The 19,626-nt window shown below is 65.0% G+C and carries 16 protein-coding genes; 7 read left to right on the forward strand and 9 right to left on the reverse strand.

Annotated elements, in window-relative coordinates:
* Positions 1 to 63 precede the first annotated feature (63 nt).
* Both FSY59_RS25835 and FSY59_RS25840 read right to left on the reverse strand, forming a co-directional pair.
* On the reverse strand, positions 64 to 1,323 hold the full coding sequence (locus FSY59_RS25835; RefSeq protein ID WP_148729947.1) for a PepSY domain-containing protein: 1,260 nt from the start codon (positions 1,321 to 1,323) through the stop codon (positions 64 to 66).
* Positions 1,323 to 3,512, reverse strand: coding sequence for a TonB-dependent siderophore receptor (locus tag FSY59_RS25840; RefSeq protein ID WP_148729948.1), 2,190 nt, complete (start codon positions 3,510 to 3,512; stop codon positions 1,323 to 1,325). Before FSY59_RS25840 ends, FSY59_RS25835 begins: the two co-directional genes overlap by 1 nt.
* A gap of 273 nt (positions 3,513 to 3,785) precedes the next feature.
* Between FSY59_RS25840 and FSY59_RS25845 the strand changes: the two genes are divergently transcribed.
* Genes FSY59_RS25845 through FSY59_RS25860 form a run of 4 tightly spaced genes read left to right on the forward strand, consistent with a single transcriptional unit; the run spans position 3,786 to position 6,421 of the window.
* Complete coding sequence (locus FSY59_RS25845; protein ID WP_050872186.1) at positions 3,786 to 4,190, forward strand: DUF2306 domain-containing protein; 405 nt, start codon at positions 3,786 to 3,788, stop codon at positions 4,188 to 4,190.
* Between the two features lie 36 nt (positions 4,191 to 4,226).
* Positions 4,227 to 4,523, forward strand: coding sequence for a 2TM domain-containing protein (locus FSY59_RS25850; protein ID WP_148729949.1), 297 nt, complete (start codon positions 4,227 to 4,229; stop codon positions 4,521 to 4,523).
* Between the two features lie 24 nt (positions 4,524 to 4,547).
* A complete protein-coding gene (locus tag FSY59_RS25855; protein ID WP_003052891.1) occupies positions 4,548 to 5,609 on the forward strand; it encodes a sensor histidine kinase in 1,062 nt (353 codons plus the stop codon).
* Positions 5,606 to 6,421 carry a LytTR family DNA-binding domain-containing protein gene (locus FSY59_RS25860; RefSeq protein WP_148729950.1) on the forward strand — a complete coding sequence of 272 codons (816 nt, stop codon included), beginning with the start codon at positions 5,606 to 5,608 and terminating at the stop codon, positions 6,419 to 6,421. Before FSY59_RS25855 ends, FSY59_RS25860 begins: the two co-directional genes overlap by 4 nt.
* On the opposite strand, the gene FSY59_RS25865 is transcribed toward FSY59_RS25860, so the two are convergent.
* Positions 6,408 to 7,079, reverse strand: coding sequence for an ATP-binding cassette domain-containing protein (locus FSY59_RS25865; RefSeq protein ID WP_148729951.1), 672 nt, complete (start codon positions 7,077 to 7,079; stop codon positions 6,408 to 6,410). The genes FSY59_RS25860 and FSY59_RS25865 overlap by 14 nt on opposite strands.
* A 117-nt stretch (positions 7,080 to 7,196) precedes the next feature.
* On the opposite strand from FSY59_RS25865, the gene FSY59_RS25870 reads away from it, so the two are divergent.
* Together FSY59_RS25870 and FSY59_RS25875 are read left to right on the forward strand one after the other, a co-directional pair.
* The gene (locus FSY59_RS25870; protein WP_187427990.1) at positions 7,197 to 7,562 is read left to right on the forward strand and encodes a hypothetical protein; all 366 of its coding nucleotides are present in this window, start codon (positions 7,197 to 7,199) and stop codon (positions 7,560 to 7,562) included.
* Positions 7,563 to 7,647: 85 nt separating this feature from the next.
* The gene (locus tag FSY59_RS25875; protein ID WP_148729953.1) at positions 7,648 to 8,166 is read left to right on the forward strand and encodes an SRPBCC domain-containing protein; all 519 of its coding nucleotides are present in this window, start codon (positions 7,648 to 7,650) and stop codon (positions 8,164 to 8,166) included.
* Between the two features lie 159 nt (positions 8,167 to 8,325).
* On the opposite strand, the gene FSY59_RS25880 is transcribed toward FSY59_RS25875, so the two are convergent.
* From FSY59_RS25880 to FSY59_RS25905, 6 genes are all read right to left on the reverse strand, one after another.
* A complete protein-coding gene (locus FSY59_RS25880) occupies positions 8,326 to 8,622 on the reverse strand; it encodes a hypothetical protein (RefSeq protein WP_003052883.1) in 297 nt (98 codons plus the stop codon).
* Positions 8,623 to 8,847: 225 nt separating this feature from the next.
* Positions 8,848 to 9,171 carry a hypothetical protein gene (locus tag FSY59_RS25885; RefSeq protein ID WP_003052881.1) on the reverse strand — a complete coding sequence of 108 codons (324 nt, stop codon included), beginning with the start codon at positions 9,169 to 9,171 and terminating at the stop codon, positions 8,848 to 8,850.
* Positions 9,172 to 9,234: 63 nt separating this feature from the next.
* Positions 9,235 to 10,812 (reverse strand): efflux transporter outer membrane subunit, encoded by a 1,578-nt coding sequence (locus tag FSY59_RS25890; RefSeq protein WP_003052880.1) that lies wholly within the window; start codon positions 10,810 to 10,812, stop codon positions 9,235 to 9,237.
* A gap of 1 nt (position 10,813) precedes the next feature.
* Positions 10,814 to 13,987, reverse strand: a complete 3,174-nt coding sequence (locus tag FSY59_RS25895; RefSeq protein ID WP_003052878.1) for an efflux RND transporter permease subunit — start codon at positions 13,985 to 13,987, stop codon at positions 10,814 to 10,816.
* Entirely contained in the window at positions 13,984 to 17,184 is a 3,201-nt protein-coding gene (locus tag FSY59_RS25900; protein WP_003052876.1) for an MdtB/MuxB family multidrug efflux RND transporter permease subunit, read from the reverse strand. Before FSY59_RS25900 ends, FSY59_RS25895 begins: the two co-directional genes overlap by 4 nt.
* A gap of 24 nt (positions 17,185 to 17,208) precedes the next feature.
* Complete coding sequence (locus tag FSY59_RS25905; protein ID WP_148729954.1) at positions 17,209 to 18,972, reverse strand: MdtA/MuxA family multidrug efflux RND transporter periplasmic adaptor subunit; 1,764 nt, start codon at positions 18,970 to 18,972, stop codon at positions 17,209 to 17,211.
* Between the two features lie 268 nt (positions 18,973 to 19,240).
* Between FSY59_RS25905 and FSY59_RS25910 the strand changes: the two genes are divergently transcribed.
* The gene (locus FSY59_RS25910; protein ID WP_148729955.1) at positions 19,241 to 19,624 is read left to right on the forward strand and encodes a nuclear transport factor 2 family protein; all 384 of its coding nucleotides are present in this window, start codon (positions 19,241 to 19,243) and stop codon (positions 19,622 to 19,624) included.
* The last annotated feature ends 2 nt before the right edge of the window (positions 19,625 to 19,626 follow it).

Genomic DNA, 19,626 nt, shown 5'->3' on the forward strand with positions numbered 1-19,626 from the left:
GCGGCTTTGCCGCTTCCGCGCAGCGCGCAATGCACAAAGCCACCGCAAGGTGGCTTTGTGGTTTCAGGCGGAGACAGCGGCCAGGGCCGTTCGCCGGGCGCGACGTTTTTTCCACCAGATGACGACGCCGGTGATGGACAGCATGGCCACCATCACGCCGACCAGCGATATCAGCACACGCCCGAAGGTGCCCAGGATGCGACCGCTGTGCAGCGGCAGCTGCAGCTGCACGAACACATCGGCTCCCGTGCCGTGCCAGGGACGATAGCTGCCCAGCACCTCGCCGCTTTCCGAGCTCACATAGACATTGGACAGCCCCATGCCCATGGCCCCGGTCTCATCGTCGGGATCGAAGAAGGACACGTTGTAGAACGGGAAATCCCCGCCATACCAGATACCTCCGGCCTCGGTCTTGATGCCCAGCTGCACCGCCTCCTTGCGCGCGATCTCGATGGCCGTGGCAAAACCGATCTTCGGCTCGATGAAGCTGCCGAAAGGCGCCGGCTTGAGCGTCTCGTAAGGGCCGGGCGTGGTGGTCGAGACCTTGCTCATCACGGGGTAGAACACCTCGCGGTAGAGATTGATCGAGAACGAGGTAAAGGCCACGATGACGATCACGCCCCAGATCCACAGCCCGCCCGCGCGGTGCAGATCGAAATTGAGCTTGTAGGCACCGGCGCCCCAGCGTATGCGCCAGGACGGCATCCAGCGCGCCCACCAGGACTTGCCGCCAGCCTTGGCGGGGGCATCCTGCGCCCCGGCCGCAGCCGCCTTCTTCTTCACCGGCAGGGTCAGCACCAGGGCCCAGAAGCTGTCGGCCAGCCACAGCAGCGCGAGACCGCCCATGAACCAGTAGCCCCAGCGGTTGCTGCCCGCAAACGTGGGGCTGAGCAGGCTTTCATGCAGATGGCGCAGCCAGGGCATGAGATTGCGCCAGCTCAGGGCCAGGCTCTTGGAGTCGCGGTGGCCGGTGATGGAGCCCGTCACCGGGTCCACGAACACCGTGTTGTAGCCCAGCACATGGGGCTTGCCCGTGCCCTGGTCCAGCAGCGGGCGCACCAGAAAGGAGGCTGCCTCACCCTCGCGCAGGCCCAGGCTCATATAGGAGATCTCGACGCGCGCATCGGCCGCCTGCACGGCCTGGGCCAGTTGCAGCGGCGTCTGCAGCGGGCCGCGTCCCGGCGTGTGCAGCATGTCGGCGTTGAGCCAGTCGTCGATTTCATGATCCCACGAGAGCACCGCTCCCGTGAGACCGGTCATGACCAGGAAAGCCGCGAGAAACAGGCCTACCCAGCGATGAACCACGGTCCACAGAGCGCGCATCAGAAGTCCACGCTGGCGGTCAGGGAGAAGGTACGCGGTGCGCCCTGGACCAGATAGCCGTTGGTGGCATAGCCGCCGACCGAGGCCCAGTAGTTGCGGTTGGCCACGTTGTCCACGCGTGCATTCAGGGTCACCAGCTTGCCGCCGACGTCCATCAGGTAGCGGGCGCCCAGGTCAAAGCGGGTCCAGGCCGGCACGCGCTGGGTATTGCCTGCATTGGCGTACTGTGCGCCGGTATACATCAGCCGAGCATTCAATGCCAGACCGCGCACGCCCGGCACATCCCAGTCAGCGCCGATATTGGCCTGGCTGCGGGGCACGCCCACCACGCGCTTGCCGTCATTGGCGCCACTCGCCGTGGTCAGGTATTTGGCGTCCAGCAGGGTCAGGCCGCCGAGCACGCGCAGGCCCTTGACGGGCTCGCCGAACACATTGAACTCCAGACCGCGGTTGCGCTGCTTGCCGAATACCCCGTAGACATTGTTCTCCACATAGGCGCTGGGCATGCTGGTGGTGAAGAAGGAGGCGCTGGCACCGATATTGCCGCCGTCGTATTTGAGGCCCACCTCCTTCTGGCGGGAGACATAGGGAGCGAACACCTGGCCTGCATTGCTGACCACCTGACCACCGTTGGTCATGGGCGCGCTGCCGCCCTTGGCCAACCCTTCGATGTAGTTGGCATAAGCCGACACCTCGGGGGTCAGCTTGAACACCAGGCCCGCCACCGGCGTCACGCGGCTCTTGTCATAGCTGCCCGAGCTCGCGCCCGTCGTGGCATCAAAGCCATCGACCTTGATGGTCTGGTAGCGCATGCCCACCGTCAGCAGCAGGCGCTCATCCATGAAGCCCAGGGTATCGGCCAGCGCCAGGCTGCTGGTCTTGATGCGCTCGATCTCGCGCGGGCTGCCCAGTATGCCGCCCAGTCCGGTATAGGCAGGCGCAGGCAGGGCCACCGGGTTGTAGATGTTGTTGCTCTGGCCGGTTGCATAGTTGTAACCCCAGGCATTGCGCTCGCTGGCGTCGAAGGCCGACAGCGAAGCCACCACCGAGTGCTTGACCGCACCGGTCTCAAACCTGCCGCGCAGGCCCAGCTCGCCGGTCTTGACGCGGTTCCTGCGCGTGTTGTCGAAGCGGTTGACCGAGGCATCGCCAGCCGCGCTGGACAGCGTCAGGCCCGACAGCGCGTTGTCCTCGCTGCCCCGGCGCATGCCCACAGCGGCCCAGCCGGTCCATTGGTCGTTGAAGTCGTATTCCCCACGCACGGTGCCGAACAGGTCACGGCTGTTGGAGTAGGTCCAGGGCTGGGCGTAGTTGGTCTTGCTGTCAGGAGCCGCCGGAATGGGCAGATTGTCCGAAGGCGTCAGCGAGGGACGCGGCGCCGTCAGCTTGTGCTCCTGCCAGCCCAGATCGGCCGACAGACGTGCACGGCTGCTGCGCCAGTCCAGGCCCAGCGAACCGACAGTGGTGTGGACCTTCTCACCGCTCACGCCGGTGCCGCCGCTGCGGCGCGCAAGGTTCAGGCGCACACCGGCTGCATCATCGGGGCCGAAGCGGCGGGCCACATCGGCTGCGGCATAGGCCTGCCCGCCGCTGGCGCCACCCAGGGTGACACGATTGAGCGGCTCGTTGCCAGCGCGCTTGGGCACCACATTGATCAGGCCGCCCAGACCGCCGCCGCTGACGCTGCCCGCACCCGCGCCGCTGAGAAAGGCATTCGCTCCGCGAAACACTTCCACGCGCTCCACGAACTCCGACGCCATGTATTGGCGCGGCACCAGACCGTACAGGCCGTTATAGGCCACATCATCGGAATACAGCACAAAGCCGCGCACAAAGTAGGCCTGCTGGAAATTGCCGAAGCCACGCGCCGAGCGCACGCCTGCATCGTTGAGCAGCACGTCGCCCACGCTCTTGGCCTGCTGATCCTGAATCAGATCACTCGTATAGCTGGTAGCGGAAAACGGAGTCTCCATCATGTCCTGGTTTCCCAGCACGCCGACACGCGCGCCGCGCGCCACCTGCCCGCCCGCAAAAGGCTTGGCCAGACCCTGGGCCGAAGCATCGGCGCTGGCCTCCACGGTCACGGTCTGCAGGGCAGCCTCTGATTCAGTGCTGGAAGTCTGGGCAAAAACAGTCTGCTGGCTGCACAGTGCGAGGGCAGCCAGGGAAATCGGTCGCAGCAGAAACATTTTTTAAATTATTGAGAATGATTTTCAGAATCGTTAATTTTAGTAATCAACCCCCGCCAACGATGTCAAACACCCTGGAGCCTCAACGGGATCCACGGCAAACTGCCAACCCTGAAGCCGCTGCGTGGTATGTGTGCGCGCACAAACCAGGCAGCCACACCGGTCACACCCACGGGGTTGCAGCTGGCTCCGGGTTTCTGTCATTTCGTCGCAAGGCGCTGGCCGCCAGCAGGCCCTGCTTGCACAGTCATGTGCAAGCACCAGGAGCCAGCCATGACACTCACACCTCTGATTGCCTTTCACATGGGTTGCGCCATCGCAGCCACCTTGACCGGAGCCATTGCACTCTGGGCCAGGCGCCAGGCCGGCCCGCTGCCCTGGGTGCACAGAATTGCAGGCCGTGGCTTTGTGCTGCTCATGCTGGCCACGGCCATCTCCGCCTTGTTCATACGCGACTTCAGCCTGCCCAACTGGGCAGGCTTCACGCCCATCCATCTGCTGATCCCCGTGACGCTGGGTGGCCTGGCACTGTCCTTCTGGCATCTGGCCCATCGACGCATCGGCCAGCACCGCAGCGTCATGCGCAAGCTGTACTTCGGCAGCTGCGTGGTCGCAGGGCTGTTCACGCTGCTTCCAGGCCGCCTGCTCGGCAAGCTGCTGTGGCAAGGACTGGCCTGAGCCCCGTACTCATCCCAAGCACTACAAGGAAAAGACATGAACCCGATCTCTGAAGACGTTCTGCACCAGCAGGCACGCCGCCGCGCCGGCATGAAGCTGGGCTGGTATATCCATGCTGCGGTCTATGCCGCAGTGAATCTGGGCCTGATGGCCCTGGCCCTGGCCCTGGCTCTGGGTCAGGGACGGCACTGGGCGGTCTACCCGGCTCTGGGCTGGGGTCTGGGCCTGCTGATACATGGCGCCGTGGTCTGGCTGCTGGCACCCGGCAGCCCGCTCTTTCAGCAGTTGCTGGAGCACGAGCTGAAAACGCTCAAGCGCAGCGAAAAGCGCTAGTTGCCGGATCCCCCATCACCTACCATGGCTGTCATGTCCATGTTCGCGCCCGCCCCCCTGCTTCGTCACGCCGGCATCACCGTGGCGGCCTGCCTGCTGATCGCCGCGGCCCTGACCGCTCTGGGCCAGGGCCTGTGGGATGTCAACCTCGCCTACTCGCTGGCCATAGGCCTGATCAGCTGGCTGAGCATCGATCTGCTCAGGCTGCGCTGGCGCGAGTCCGACCAGATTCCCTGGCCGCGCGGCCTGCGCGGCATGGCCGTGGTGCCGCTGGGAATTGCAGCAGGGCTGGTTCTGGGCAATCCGCTGGGTAGCCTCTATGTTCAGCAGTTCCATCCCGAACTGCCCGCCGCAGGCAGGCCCTCGCTATGGCTGCCGTTTGCCATCACCATGGCGACCAGCATTGCCATGTCCTGGGGCTTTTATGTGGTGGGCAAATCGCGCCATCTGCAGATGCAGGCAGAGCAGGCCCAGCGCCAGGCCGCCGAAGCCAGGCTCAGCCTGCTGCAGGCCCAGCTGGAGCCACATATGCTGTTCAACACCCTGGCCAATCTGCGCGTGCTGATTGCCAGCGATGCGCCACGTGCCGAGCAGATGCTCGACCATCTGATTGCCTACCTGCGTGCCACGCTTGCCGGTTCACGCAACGGCACCCACAGTCTTGCCAGCGAATTTGCCTTGCTGACCGACTACCTGGCCCTGATGCAGATCCGCATGGGCGACAGACTCACCTACTCCCTGACGCTGCCCGCCGATCTGGCCGGACTGCCTGTGCCGCCCCTGCTGCTGCAGCCGCTGGTGGAGAACAGCATTCGCCATGGACTTGAGCCCCAGCTGGCCGGCGGCCATATTGCCGTTCAGGCCGGAATGCTGGATGACAGCCATCTCCTGCTCAGCGTGCATGACAATGGCCTGGGCCTGCCCGAGCTGCCTGGCCAGCCGCCTTCGGGCTCAGGCTTTGGCCTGCAGCAGATTCGCGAACGCCTGGCCAGCCGCTACGGCAGCGCTGCCCGCTTCGACCTGACAGCAGACAGCGCAGGCGGAACCAGGGCCTGCATCGCACTCCCCCTGAAGCCCCAGCCATGAACACCAGCCCGCCGCGCGCCCTGATTGCCGAAGACGAACCGCTGCTGGCCCTGGCATTGCAGCAGTTGCTGGGCCAGCTCTGGCCCCAGTTGCATATAGAGGCCAGGGTGGCCGACGGCATCAGCGCCGTGCAGCAGGCGCTGACCCGGCTGCCCGATCTGCTGTTCCTGGACATTCGCATGCCCGGCCAGACGGGGCTGGAAGCTGCCGCCGAAATCGCCGATGCCTGGCCCGAAGAGCAAGCGCTGCCGGCGATTGTCTTTGTCACCGCCTACGACCAGTACGCCCTGGCGGCCTTCGAGGCCTGCGCCATGGACTATGTGCTCAAGCCGGTGCAGGCGGCGCGCCTCGGCCAGACCGTGCAGCGCCTGCAGCAGTGGTGGCAGCAGCGCCAGCCGGCGCAGGGCACGGACCTTGCCATGCAGAATCACCGTCAGCTCGAGCAGCTGCTCGGGCTGCAGCAGCAACTGCTGGGGCAGGTCCCCGCCGCGCTGCAGATCATCCAGGCCAGCGTCGGCAACCAGATCCATATGGTGAGGGTACAGGACATCATCTACCTCGAAGCCGCCGACAAATACCTGCGCGTGCTGACGGCCAGTCAGGAGTATCTGATCCGTACCCCGCTGAAGGATTTGCTGCCGCAGCTCGACGCGCGCGAGTTCTGGCAAATCCATCGCGGCACCGTGGTGCGGGCGCAAGCCATTGCCAGCGCCCAGCGTGACGAGTCCGGGCGCCTGAGCCTGCTGCTGCGTGACCGCCCTGAAAAACTGGCCGTCAGCCGTCTCTACGCAACGCGCTTCAAGGCGATGTAGCCAGCACCATCACATCCTCCCAGTCCACACCCTGCATGGCATCCCAATGCGCCACGATGACGCTGCGGGGCCGTGCCGGATTCTTGAGCTCAGCGGCCATGGCCGCCAGCGCATGCTGCACATAGCGCTCGGACGGCTTGTCCAGCGCCGCCAGCGGCTCGTCGATCAGTACCAGCTCGGCTGCGCTGGCCCAGCCGGCGGCCATCCACAGCTTGCGCTGCGTGCCCGATGACAGGGCCAGCAGCGGCTTGTGCAAATGCGGCTCCAGCCCGAAGCCCTGCACATGCTGCTCGAACTGCTTCTGCGACCAATGCGCATACAGCGTGCGCTGCAAAGCCACCCAGCTCTCGGCCGGCATCTGGTTGTAGACATCGTTGAGCGGCTGGCGTGGATCCTGCCAGAAGCAGGAGCTTGCAGCCAGGCGGCCGTTGTCGGCGAACGGATAGTGCATCAAGCCCACGCGCAGCGGCAATTGCCCGGCCAATGCCTTGAGCCAGCTGGTCTTGCCCGTGCCCTCGTCGCCTTGCAGCAGACACAGTCCGGCATGCCAGCAATGCGAGGCCTCATGGGCCACTACCCGGCCCGGGTAGCCGAAGCTCACCTGCAGAGCCTGCACCATGCACAGCGACTCGCAGCCATCGTCGAGTTCAGAATTCATAGCTGACAATGCCTTGTATATATATGTCTACGGCTGATTTTGACCAAAGAACCCACAGCCATGCGCGAAGCAAGGCACAGGCACAATGGCGTCCCTCTCAACAGCGCGCAATATGCCATGGCTCTGGATTATCTGGAATTCGATTACAGCGAAGATGAAGAAGGCACGGGCACCTGGGACGCCATGGCCAGCGTCAGGGCCGAGCGCGTGCCGGCTTTGGCCGGCGAAATCGAAGCCCTGCTGCGCTGGGCCAGCCAGAAGTTTGCGGGCCGCCAGGGCGCCCTGGAAGACGGCAATGACTGGGACTATGACCTGCAGGCACAGGACGATGACGGCCAACCCCTGAGCGCCCGCTTCGACAGGGCAGCAGGCAGACTGGAGCTGCAGGCCTCGGCCACGGGCCGCACCACGGTCAGCCTCTGTCTTTCGGGCTCCACGCAGTTCGGCGATGCACTGAGCCAGGCCTTTGATCTCGAAGCCTGACATCCAAGCCCGAGGACGCGGCGCTTGAAGTCAGGTGCTCGCTGTGCACAATGGATGGCTCCAAGCGATCTGCAAAGGCATGTCCATGACCGAGCGACTCTCTGCCCCGTTTGTCATCGAGCAATTCATCAAGGCACCGCGCGAGCTGGTCTACGCGGCCTTCACGCAAGGCGAGCACCTGAGCCAGTGGATGCGCCCGCCCGGCATGATCATGACGCAATGCGATGTGGATGCACGCGAAGGCGGCAGCTTTCATTACGGCATGCGCGCCGAGGCCATGCCCCAGGCGCCCGCCATGTGGGGCAAATGGCGCTTCAGGGAGTTGAAAGCGCCCGAGCGCATCGTCGTCGTGGTGCAGTTCAGCGATACCGCTGGCGGCGTCACGCGCCATCCGATGGCGCCGCAATGGCCGCTTTACACCTTGTCGACCACCACGCTCAGCGAGGAAGCCGGCGGCACGCGCCTGCATCTGGAATGGCGCGCTCTCGATGCCAGCCCGGTCGAAGAAGCGCTGTTCGACAGCTCGCATGCCAGCATGAAGATGGGCTGGAGCGGCAGCATGCAGTTGCTGGCCGGCTATCTGGCCAAGGTACAGGCGGCCTGATGGCAGACCGTCAAGCACTTGTTTGGCCACCCTGGAGCGGCACGGCTGCCGTCCGGTGCGCCCAGGCCGTCGCGGCCTGAGTGCGCTTTGGCGCCCCTGGCCTCGCGGCTCACAGACCCTGAATCGACATCTGCTTGACCCTCTCTGATGCTTCGCAGATCAGGAAGCTTCGCGCTGGAATTTCCACTTGCTGTCCCCTTTGTCAAAGACGAACAGCATGTCGATGGTGCTTCCCAGACTCTGGTTCTGAATGGTGCAGCGATAGCCCGAACCATCCTGTCGGCAGTTTTTCACGCTGACCTCTTTATCCAGCGCCTGATTCAGATCGTCCCTGCCATCCGCGGTCGCGTAGTAGTCATAGAGCGCTTGCTTGACCTGGGTTTCGCCAGGTGCGCCGTTGTTGCTGCACCCCGCAACGGCAGCGACAGTCCCTAAGAGCAAAGCTTTCTTAAACATCTCGGACTCCCGGTGAAACAGGCGATAGCTGGCAGACAAGGGCGACAGGCTGCACAAGCCGACATGCCCTGCACCGCAGACCCAACCCTACCCCAGAGATGGCGGCCAGGGAATGGAGCAGGTTTTATCACGAAGCTGTCCGGCCTGTCCCTCAAATCACGGTGGGACAGCCGTGCACAGCAGCTGCACGCCGACGCGCCATATTCGAGGCCCAGCCGGCCGGGCTCAGCAGTCCATATCCTGGCGCTGCCTGGGCGGCTCGGCCGCATTCCTGCGACTGGCCCCGGCACGCCCGGCCTTGCTCCACTGATAGTCCACGCCATCGGGCGTCTTGCCGTCCTCGACCGCAGACACGCCCACGGGCCCGACCATATCGCGCAACTCCGACGAAATCACCACATGGGCATGGCGCTCGTCCTTGCGCAGCTGCTGGCACAGGGCCAGCGCCTCGCTCATCTGCGCATCGGAGAAGGCCCGGCATTGCGGCTGCCAGACCGGTGTCTGGCCCTCGGGCTCGGAATTGCGCAGGTAGAAAACAGCAATGCTCATGGTTTGATCTTCACAACAACGGAGCCACGGTTGTAACCCAGACCACAAGCCTGCACGGCCCGCTCACTCTTTGCGCAGCCCCGCGCCCAGAGGCTCCCAGCGCCCTGCCACATTCTTGAGCAAGGTGTTCACGGCCGTCAGCCTGCGGTTTCTGACGCTGTTGAGGTTGTTCCGGGCACTGAGCACCGTCGTCTGGGCCGAGATCACGTTCAGATAGGCCACGATACCGGCCTGGTACTGGTTGTTGGCCACGGTCAGCGATTTCTGCGCTGCGGCCAGGGCCTCGGTCTGCACCTGCTCCTCCTGCGCCAGATTGACGGCAGCGACCAGATTGTCCTCCACCTCCTGCAGCGCCGTCAGCACGGTCTGCTTGTAGGCGGCGGCATTCAGGTCCAGTGTGGCACGGGCCGACTCCACGGCCGCCGAACGCGCTCCACCGTCAAACAGACTCATGGCCAGCGCCGGGCCCAGCGACCAGAACAGATTCGGTGCATTGAGCAGATCGGAGAGCACGGAGTTGCGATAGCCGGCCGATGCCGACAGGGTCAGCGAAGGGAAATAGGCCGCGCGCGCCACGCCGATCTGCGCATTGGCCAAGGCCACGCGGCGCTCGGCAGCAGCAATGTCGGGGCGCCTCTCCAGCAAGGTGGAGGCCAGCATCTCGGGCACTGCCGGCGGCGTCGGCAGGTGGCCGGTGACCGGCAGGCTGAAGTTGGCCGGAGCCTTGCCCAGCAAGGCCGCCAGTGCATGCTCGTACTGCGCACGGGTGATCTGGGCGTCGAGCAGGCTGGCCTGGGTGCTCTTGTACTGGGACTGGGCCTGGGCCACATCGGCCGAAGACACCACGCCCGCCTGGTAGCGGTTCTGCGTGAGTTTCAGGCTTTGCCCGTAGGCCTCCAGGCTCTCCTGCAGATACTTCATCTGCGCCTCGGCGGCACGCAGCGAGAAATAGGTCTGGGCCACCGATGCCTGGGCCGACAGACGGGCCGCAGCCAGATCGTCGGCACTGGCCTGGGCCGAAGCCCGGCTGGCATCCACCGCGCCCGAGAGCTTGCCCCAGAGATCCAGCTCCCAGCTGGCGCTCAGGCCCAGCGAGAAGTTGTTGTTGATGCTGCCGCTGCGCGCCACGTTCTCGCCGTTGGTATTGCTGTAGGTGCCGCCGCCGGTCAAGGCACGCGAGCCGCTGCCCGTGGTGCTGAGCGTGGGCAATTGCGCGGCGCGGCTGCTGGCGACGGCCGCCTGGGCCGAGCGCAGACGGGCCACGGCCTGCTCCACGCTGGGGTTGCCTGCGGCTGCCGCTTGCTGCAGCTGATCCAGCGTGCTGTCGCCATACACCGTCCACCACTGGTCGGGCACTGCGGCGGACGGGCTGGCCGCCGAGCTCTGCGCGGGTTGCCAGACGCCGAACTGCGCGGCCTCTGGCGTGGCCTCCTTGAACCGGGCCGGCACATCCAGCCGTGGCGGCTGATAGGCGGGCTGGGTGGAACAGGCGGCCAGCGCCAGCGCCGCAGCAAGCGGCAGCAGACGCGGCATCCAGCGGGGCAGCGCCCGGGGAGAATTCTTCATAAAAGTGAGCTGCTTACGCTTACCCTGATTGGGATTGACGCCGATTTGATTCAAAAAATGTGCTGGCATATTCATCTCACTTCGCCTCAGCCATGACAGAGGCCTGGCCGCCGCGCCTTCTGGCCGGACGGCGCGCCCAGAGGCGCAACACACTGCGGCGCACACGGTCCAGCAGCACATAGACCACGGGCGTGGTGTAGAGCGTGAGCAACTGGCTCAGCAGCAGGCCGCCCACGATCGCAATGCCCAGGGGCTGGCGCAGCTCGGCACCGTCGCCCCGGCCCAGGGCCAGGGGCAGCGCGCCGAACAGGGCCGCCATGGTGGTCATCAGTATGGGGCGCAGGCGCAGATGGCAGGCCCGATAGATGGCCTGGGCCGCCGTGGCATGACCGCCTTTCTCGCGCTCCAGCGCGAAGTCGATCATCATGATGGCGTTCTTCTTGACCAGCCCGATCAGCAGGATCACGCCGATGAAGGCGATCAGCGAGAACTCGGTCTTGAACCACATCAGCGCCAGCAGCGCCCCCACGCCGGCCGAGGGCAAGGTGGACAGAATCGTCAGCGGGTGGACCAGGTTCTCGTAGAGGATGCCCAGCACCAGATAGATGGTGATGATGGCCGCGAGAATCAGCAGGGGCTGACCCGCCAGCGCCTGCTGGAAGGCCCCGGCCGAGCCGCTGAAGCTGCCGCGAATGGACACCGGAACGCCCAGCTCCAGCATGGCATTGCGGATCGCGTCATTGGCCTGCGACAGCGAGACATTGGGCGACAGGTTGTAGCTCACGGTGCTGGCCGGCGTACCGCTCTGGTGCTGCACGGACAACGGCGTGGTCGAGGTGGTGATCCTGGCAAAGGCCGTCAGCGGAATCTGCTGGCCCGCGCTGTTGACGAAGAAGAAGCCGCGCAGCGTCTCCGGGCTCTGCAGATACTGGGACGAGGCCGTCATCACCACACGGTACTGGTTGAGCGGGTTGTAGATCACGCCCACCTGGCGCTGGCCGAAGGCATCGTTGAGCGTGTTGTCGATCTGCGCCACCGTCAGGCCCAGGCGCGTGGCCTGGTCGCGGTCTATGACCAGCTTGGTCTGCATGCCGTTGTCCTGCACATCGCTGTTGACATCGGTCAGCTCCGGCAGCGTGGACAGCACCTGACGGATGCGCGGCTCCCACAGGCGCAGCTCGGCCGTATCGTCGGCCTGCAGCGTGTACTGATAGGAGGACATGCTCTGGCGCCCGCCAATGCGCACATCGCTCTGGGTCATCATGAACAGGCGCGCACCGGGTTCGTCCTTGAGCTTTTCACGCAGGCGGTTGATGACCTCGTCACTCGACACCTTGCGCTCGGCCATGGGCTTGAGCGACATGAACATATTGGCCGAATTGGCCTGGCCGCCGCCGGTAAAGCCGGTCACATACTCCACCGCCGGGTCCTGCTGCACCACATCGAGAAAACGCTTGATGCGGCGCTCCATGGCCTGGAAGGACGTGGACTGGTCGGCACGGATGAAACCCATGACGCGGCCCGTGTCCTCACTGGGCATGAAGCCCTTGTCTATGGTCTGGTAGAGATGGATGTTGAGGCCGATGACCGCCACCAGACTGAGCAGCACCACGGGCTGGTGGCGCAGCCCCCAGGCCAGGGTGTGACGGTACAGCGCCGTCACACGCGCCTCGAAGCGATCCATGGCCAGCGAGACGCGCAGCCAGAAGGCATCCCAGCGGCGCGTGAACGGGCGCCGGGCACGCTCGGCGCGGCGGCGCTCCTCGTCGGCAGGCGTGCGCAGCAGGGCCGCACACATCATGGGCGTGGTGGTCAGCGAGATGATCATGGAGACCAGAATCGCCGCCGACATGACCACGGCAAATTCACGAAAGAAGCGCCCCACGACGCCGGCCATGAACAGAATGGGCACGAACACCGCAATCAGCGACAGACTCATGGAGACCACGGTGAAGCCGATTTCGCGCGCGCCTTCGATGGCCGCCTGCATCGCGGACTTGCCGCGCTCCATGTGGCGCATCACGTTCTCCAGCACCACGATGGCATCGTCCACCACAAAGCCTGCGGCCACCGTCAGCGCCATCAGCGAGAGATTATCCAGCGTGTAGCCGCACAGGTACATGATGCCGAAGGTGCCCATCAGCGACGCTGGCACGGCCACGGCCGGAATCAGCGTGGCGCGCAGCCGGCGCAGAAAGACGAACACCACCATGATGACCAGCGCTATCGAGATCAGCAGCGCGTTCTGCACCTCCTTGACCGAGGCGCGCAGCGTGGGCGTGCGATCCGAGATCACCGTGACATCGATGGCCGGATTGATCGATGCCCTGAGCTGGGGCAGCATGGCGCGCACCTTGTCCACGGACTGCAGGATATTGGCGTCGGGCTGCTTGAACACCTGCAGCAGCACGGCGGGCTTGCCGTTCATGACGCCGTAGTTGCGAACATCCTGCACGGAGTCGGTGACGTCGGCCACATCGGAAAGGCGCACCGCATTGCCGTTGTTCCAGCGCAGCACCAGGGGCGCGTACTCGGCGGCGGTGCGGGCCTGGTCGTTGGTCGCCACCTGCCAGTAATGGTCTTCACGCTCCACGGCGCCCAGGGGGCGATTGGCATTGGTGGCGGTGATGGCTGTACGCACGGCATCCAGCGATACGCCATTGGCCGCCAGACGCACCGGATCCAGCTCCACGCGCACGGCCGGCAGCGCGCCGCCGTTGATCGATGCCTGGCCCACGCCTTCCACCTGGGCCAGCTTCTGGGCCAGCACCGTGGAGGCCGCGTCATACATCTGGCCACGCGTGAGCGAATCCGAAGTCAGCGCCAGAATCATGATGGGCGCGTCTGCCGGATTGACCTTGCGATAGGTCGGGTTGCCCGGCATGCCCGAGGGCAGCAGCGTGCGCGCAGCATTGATGGCGGCCTGCACGTCATGGGCGGCGCTGTCCACCGTGCGCGTCAGATCGAACTGCAGCGTGATGCGCGTGCTGCCCATGCTGGAGCTGGACGTCATCTCGTTGACACCGGCAATCGCGCCCAGGGCACGCTCCAGCGGCGTGGCCACGGTGGCCGCCATGGTGTCCGGCGCCGCGCCGGGCAGGCTGGCGGTCACCGAAATCGTCGGATAGTCCACCTGCGGCAGCGGCGCCACAGGCAGCAGAAAATAGGCCACGCCGCCCACCAGGGCCATGCCGATGGTCAGCAGCATGGTCGCAATGGGTCGGAAGATGAAGGGCGTGGAGATGCTCATGGACGCGCCCCGTCCCGGTCGCCATCGCCTGCCTCGCCCATGACTTCGGCTTCCGAATGCGGCACATGCTTGACGGCCGGCAGGCCGCGCCTGGTGCGCCAGCCCTCGGCCCAGCCCTCAAAGGTCAGATAGATCACCGGCGTGGTGAACAGGGTCAGCAGCTGGCTCAGCAGCAGCCCGCCCACCAGAGTCACGCCCAGCGGCTGGCGCAGCTCGCTGCCCACGCCCGTTCCCAGCATCATGGGCAGCGCGCTCAGCAGGGCCGCCAGCGTGGTCATGAGAATCGGGCGGAAGCGCAGCAGACAGGCCTGGTAGATCGCGTCGCGCGCATTCATGCCTTCCTCGCGCTGGGCGTCCAGCGCGAAGTCGATCATCATGATGGCGTTCTTCTTGACGATGCCGATCAGCAAGATGATGCCGATGATGGCGATGATGTCCAGATCCAGCCCCGCCACCAGCAAGGCCAGCAGCGCCCCCACGCCCGCCGACGGCAGGGTGGAGAGAATCGTGATCGGGTGAATCGTGCTCTCGTAGAGCACGCCCAGCACGATGTACATGGTGATGATGGCGGCCAGCACCAGCAGCAGGGTATTGGACAGCGAGGCCTGGAAAGCCAGCGCTGCGCCCTGGAACTGCGAGTCCACCGACAGCGGAATCTGCCCTTCGTCGCGCAGCTGCCCGATGATGGCCTGGGCCGCCTCCACCGCATGGCCCAGCGACACACCGGATGCGGTGTTGAACGAAATGGTGGCCGCAGGCAGCTGCCCCACATGGTTGACGGCCAGTGCCATCGGGCGCTCGCTCACCGTGGCAATCGAGGACAGCGGCACCGGCGCTCCGTTGCTGGATGCGGCATAGATGTTCTGCAAGGCCTCGGGCCCGATCTTGAACTGCGGCGCCACCTCCAGCACCACCCGGTACTGGTTGGATTGCGTGAAGATGGTGGAGATCAGGCGCTGGCCGAAAGCGTTGTAGAGGGCCGAGTCCACCGACGAGACCGTCACGCCCAGACGGCTGGCCTGGGCACGGTCGATCTGCACATAGGCCTGACGGCCCTGGTTCTGCAGATCGCTGCTCACATCCAGCAACTGGGGCAGTTGCTGCAGACGCTCCACCAGAATTCGGGTACTGGCCGTGAGCTGGTTCATGTCCGGCGAGGAAAGCAGCAGCTGGTACTGGGTGCGGGCCTGGCGGTCTTCTATCGTCAGGTCCTGCACGGGCTGGGCATAGAGGCGGATACCGGGCACGGCCTGGGAATCGTCGGCCAGGCGATTGAGCACCACCGGCAGGCGGTCACGCTGGGCATGGGGCTTGAGGTCGATCTGAATGCGGCCGGTATTCAGCGTGGTATTGGTTCCATCGACGCCGATAAACGAGGAGATGGAAGCCACGGCCGGGTCCTTGAGCAAATGCTCGGCCAGCGCCTGCTGGCGCTCGGCCATGGCGGCAAAGGAGATGGACTGGTCGGCCTCGGTGGTCGCGGCAATCGTGCCCGTATCCTGCTCCGGGAAGAAGCCCTTGGGCACAACGAAGTACAGCAGCACCGTGACCACCAGCGTGGCGATGAACACCAGCCAGGTCAGCTTGCTGTGATCCAGCACCCAGGTCAGCATGCGGCCGTACCCGGCAATCACCTTGTCGAAAAAGCGCGCGACCGCAGCGCCCAAGCCCTTGGACTGCGCCTGGTTCTTCTCGCCCTCGGGCCGGTGTCGCAGCAGGCGCGCGCACAGCATGGGGGTCAGCGTGAGCGAAACCACGGCCGAGATCAGAATCGCCACCGTCATGGTGATGGCGAATTCGTGGAACAGACGCCCCACCACATCCCCCATGAACAGCAGCGGAATCAGCACCGCGACCAGGGAGATGGTCAGCGAGATGATGGTGAAGCCGATCTGCCTGGCGCCCTTGAGCGCGGCCTGCATGGGCGCCTCGCCCTTTTCCACATAGCGGGCAATGTTCTCGATCATCACGATGGCATCGTCCACCACAAAGCCCGTGGCGATGGTCAGGGCCATCAGCGTGAGATTGTTGATGGAAAAACCCGCCAGATACATGACGCCGAAGGTGCCTATCAGCGACAGCGGCACCGCCACGCTGGGAATCAGCGTGGCCGATGCGCTGCGCAGAAACAGGAAGATCACCATCACCACCAGGGCGATGGCCAGGGCCAGCTCGAACTGCATATCCTTGACCGAGGCGCGAATGGTCACGGTGCGATCGGTCAGCACCTGCACGTCGACGGAGGCAGGCAGTGTCTCCTTGAGCTGGGGCAGCAGGTTCTTGATGGCATCGACCGTTTCGATCACATTCGCGCCGGGCTGGCGACGGATATTGAGAATCACGGCCGACTTGGAGCCGGTCTCCGGTGTACCCGACCAGGCGGCCAGACGCGTGTTCTCGGCGTCGTCCACGGTCTGCGCCACATCGGACAGGCGCACGGGATTGCCGTTCTTGAAGGCGATGATGAGGTTGCGATACTCGGCCGCCGACTGCATCTGGTCGTTGGCATCGATGGTCGATGCGCGGTTGGGGCCGTCAAAGCTGCCCTTGGCGGTCTTGACGTTGGCCGCAGAGATGGCGGTGCGCACATCATCCAGCGTCATGCCGAAGCTGGCCAGCGCAGCCGGATTGGCCTGAATGCGCACGGCCGGGCGGCGCGCACCGGCAATGGCCACCAGACCCACGCCCTTGACCTGGGAGAGCTTGGGCGCAAGACGGTTCTCCACCAGGTCGTTGATCCTGATGACGGGCAGCGAAGGCGAGCTGATGGCCAGCGTCAGCACCGGCGCATCGGCCGGGTTGACCTTGCTGTAGAGCGGGGGCATGGGCAGATCGCTGGGCAGCAGATTGGTGCCCGCGTTGATCGCGGCCTGCACCTGCTGCTCGGCCACGTCCATGGACATATCGAGCGCAAAGCGCAGGCTGATGACCGATGCGCCACCCGAACTGGTCGAGGACATCTGGTCCAGGCCCGGCATCTGACCGAACTGGCGCTCCAGCGGTGCCGTGACATTGGAGGTCATCACATCGGGGCTGGCCCCGGGGTAGAGCGTGGTGACCTGTATGGTGGGATAGTCCACCTCGGGCAGGGCCGAGATGGGCAGCAGACGGTAGGCAAGAATGCCCGAGATCAGCACCGCCACCATCAGCAAGCTGGTGGCGATGGGTCTGAGAATGAAGAGGCGCGAGAGATTCATGATGGCCGCAGGCTCTGACTATGCTCAGCGACTCGTGCCGCCGGCTGCCGTACCGGTCTGACCATTGGCTTCGCGCTCGGCGCGCAGCCTCTGGAAGAAGGCGCGGCGCTCTTCGGGCGACAGGGCCTCCAGCTTGGCGCGCTGCTCGGGCGTCAGCTGGGGACGGTCGCCCCGGCCCTCGGCTCTCTCGGCTCGGCCCTCGCCGCCGTCACCACGCTCGGCGCCGGCCTGGGACCTGGCCTCGTTCGCAGCGGCAGGCTTGGCATCCGGCTTTGCATCGGCCTTGGCGTCCGGCCTGGAGGGACTGCCCTGCACCTCACGCGGCTGATCGCCACGGGCGTCCGCGCCGCGAGGTCCCGGGCCCGGGCCCGCATTGCCGCCATTGGCACCGCGCTCGGCGCGCAGCTTCTGGAAGAACTCCTTGCGTTCCTCGGGCGTCATCTTGGAGACTTTTTCACGCTGCTCGGGACTGAGGTTGCGCATCATGCCGCGCGGCTGGCTGGCAGCATCCTGCACGGCCTGGTCGACCTTCTTGACTTTTTCCGAGTCCACCACCGTTACCTGGGCGCCTTCGCGCAGACGGTCGATGCCGTCGGTCACCACCTTGTCGCCGGGCTCCAGTTCGCCGCGCACGCTGACATAGTCACCGTCCGTCACCCCCACCGTGATCTTGCGCTGGGTGACCGTGTTGTCGGGTTTGACCAGATAGACAAAGTTGTTCTGCACCGCATTCGCGGGCACGACCAGCGCCTGATCGATCTGGCGCAGCTGCAGCTTGACGTTGACGAACTGATTCGCGAACAGCTTGCGCTCCGCGTTGTCGAACGAGGCCTTGGCCTTGACCGTGCCCGTGGTCGTGTCGATGGTGTTGTCCAGCGCATTGAGCTGGCCCTTGGCCAGTATCTGCTTTTGCTCGCGGTCCCAGAGTTCGACGGGCATGACCTTGCCCTCGCGCAGTTGCTGGGCCAGCGTCCCCACATGGGCTTCGGGGATGGAGAAGACGGCATCGATGGGGCGAATCTGGGTGATCGTCACCAGCCCGTTGGTATCGGAAGGATTGACCACGTTGCCGAGGTCGGCCTGGCGCAGGCCTAGGCGGCCCGAGATGGGAGCCGTGATCTTGGTATAGCTCAGCTGCAGCTTGGCCGCATCGACCTGACCCTGATCGGCCGCCACCGTGCCCTGCAGCTGGCGCACCAGCGCGGCCTGGGTATCGACCTGCTGGCGGGCTATCGAGTCCTGGGCCTGCAGCTCCTTGTAGCGCTGCAGATCCAGCTGCGCATTCTTGAGCTGGGCCTGATCGCGCGCCAGAGAGCCCTGCACCTGCGCCAGCGAGGCTGCAAAACTGCGCGGGTCGATCTCTGCCAGCAACTGACCGGCCTTGACCTCGTCACCTTCCTTGAAGTGCAGCTTGAGCAGCTCGCCCGAAACCTTGGCACGCACCACAGCCGTGGCACGTGCATTCATGGTGCCAATGGCGCTGACGAGCACACGCATGTCACGCTGCTCCACCACTCCGACGCTCACAGGCTGAGCCTGGCTCATGCCGCCGGGGCCGCCCGGCCCTGCGCGACCGTTGCGCCCGGCGCGTGCGCCAGGCCCACCCGCTCCCTGTTTAGGAGCTGCAGACGCAGACGTATCGCCGCTTGCGCCCTGTTTTTGCGTATACCACCAATAGCCGCCGCCAGCGGCCGCCACAGCGAGCACCACCGTGGCAAGCAAGGCGGGCCGGACCTTGCCCTGCTGTAAAAAATGACGATTGGGGTGCAGATGGGATGAGCTGGACATGGTTGAGCGCAGGAATTTCGAGCCTGAATTGGCGCCAATGGTATCCAGTTGCAAGCAAATCCCGGGTCAGGCAGCGCCGGCTTTGCCAGCATTTACCCCGGCTTTACCTCGGGTTTACCTCGTTAAGTTCCCTCTTGGCAGACTAAAACAGTGCTGACTTTCATAGCCTCAATGTCGGTGTTTTCAGGCCTCATGCTTGGCGGCTGACACCGCCCCTTGCTGCGTCCGCCTTGCGGCGCAAGGAATCCGGCTCCAAGGAGAAACCCATATGACCACCGAACGCCTGACCAATCACCCCGAAGAAGCCGCCGTGCGCGTGCCGCTGGAGCTGTACATGCGCGGCCATGCCGAAGACAAGGCCGAGCATATGCGCGCAGCCTTCATGCTCACGGCCCGGCTGGAGTCCGTGCGCGAAGGCCCGCTGACCTCCTGGGACCTGGACTTCTACTGCCAGCGCTTCAAGAACACGCCCGCCGCCGACGAAGCCACGCGTCGCCGCGTCATCGACTCCCTGGACATCGTGGGCACGGCCGCCATGGCCAAGGTCACGCTCTACCATGGTGCCGTGACCTTCACCGACTACTTTGTGCTGCTCAAGACCGAGCAGGGCTGGAAGATCGCCAACAAGGCTTTCCACGCCCAGCCTCAATAAGG

The sequence above is a fragment of the Comamonas sp. Z3 genome (assembly GCF_008121565.1).
Classification (GTDB): Bacteria; Pseudomonadota; Gammaproteobacteria; order Burkholderiales; family Burkholderiaceae_C; genus Comamonas; species Comamonas brasiliensis.

Excerpts from the sequence above, each read along its gene's own strand:
- FSY59_RS25835 (WP_148729947.1), bottom strand. The coding sequence starts at position 1,323 with ATGCGCGCTCTGTGGACCGTGGTTCATCGCTGGGTAGGCCTGTTTCTC.
- FSY59_RS25840 (WP_148729948.1), bottom strand. The coding sequence starts at position 3,512 with ATGTTTCTGCTGCGACCGATTTCCCTGGCTGCCCTCGCACTGTGCAGC.
- FSY59_RS25845 (WP_050872186.1), top strand. The coding sequence starts at position 3,786 with ATGACACTCACACCTCTGATTGCCTTTCACATGGGTTGCGCCATCGCA.
- FSY59_RS25850 (WP_148729949.1), top strand. The coding sequence starts at position 4,227 with ATGAACCCGATCTCTGAAGACGTTCTGCACCAGCAGGCACGCCGCCGC.
- FSY59_RS25855 (WP_003052891.1), top strand. The coding sequence starts at position 4,548 with ATGGCTGTCATGTCCATGTTCGCGCCCGCCCCCCTGCTTCGTCACGCC.
- FSY59_RS25860 (WP_148729950.1), top strand. The coding sequence starts at position 5,606 with ATGAACACCAGCCCGCCGCGCGCCCTGATTGCCGAAGACGAACCGCTG.
- FSY59_RS25865 (WP_148729951.1), bottom strand. The coding sequence starts at position 7,079 with ATGAATTCTGAACTCGACGATGGCTGCGAGTCGCTGTGCATGGTGCAG.
- FSY59_RS25870 (WP_187427990.1), top strand. The coding sequence starts at position 7,197 with ATGGCTCTGGATTATCTGGAATTCGATTACAGCGAAGATGAAGAAGGC.
- FSY59_RS25875 (WP_148729953.1), top strand. The coding sequence starts at position 7,648 with ATGACCGAGCGACTCTCTGCCCCGTTTGTCATCGAGCAATTCATCAAG.
- FSY59_RS25880 (WP_003052883.1), bottom strand. The coding sequence starts at position 8,622 with ATGTTTAAGAAAGCTTTGCTCTTAGGGACTGTCGCTGCCGTTGCGGGG.
- FSY59_RS25885 (WP_003052881.1), bottom strand. The coding sequence starts at position 9,171 with ATGAGCATTGCTGTTTTCTACCTGCGCAATTCCGAGCCCGAGGGCCAG.
- FSY59_RS25890 (WP_003052880.1), bottom strand. The coding sequence starts at position 10,812 with ATGAATATGCCAGCACATTTTTTGAATCAAATCGGCGTCAATCCCAAT.
- FSY59_RS25895 (WP_003052878.1), bottom strand. The coding sequence starts at position 13,987 with ATGAGCATCTCCACGCCCTTCATCTTCCGACCCATTGCGACCATGCTG.
- FSY59_RS25900 (WP_003052876.1), bottom strand. The coding sequence starts at position 17,184 with ATGAATCTCTCGCGCCTCTTCATTCTCAGACCCATCGCCACCAGCTTG.
- FSY59_RS25905 (WP_148729954.1), bottom strand. The coding sequence starts at position 18,972 with ATGTCCAGCTCATCCCATCTGCACCCCAATCGTCATTTTTTACAGCAG.
- FSY59_RS25910 (WP_148729955.1), top strand. The coding sequence starts at position 19,241 with ATGACCACCGAACGCCTGACCAATCACCCCGAAGAAGCCGCCGTGCGC.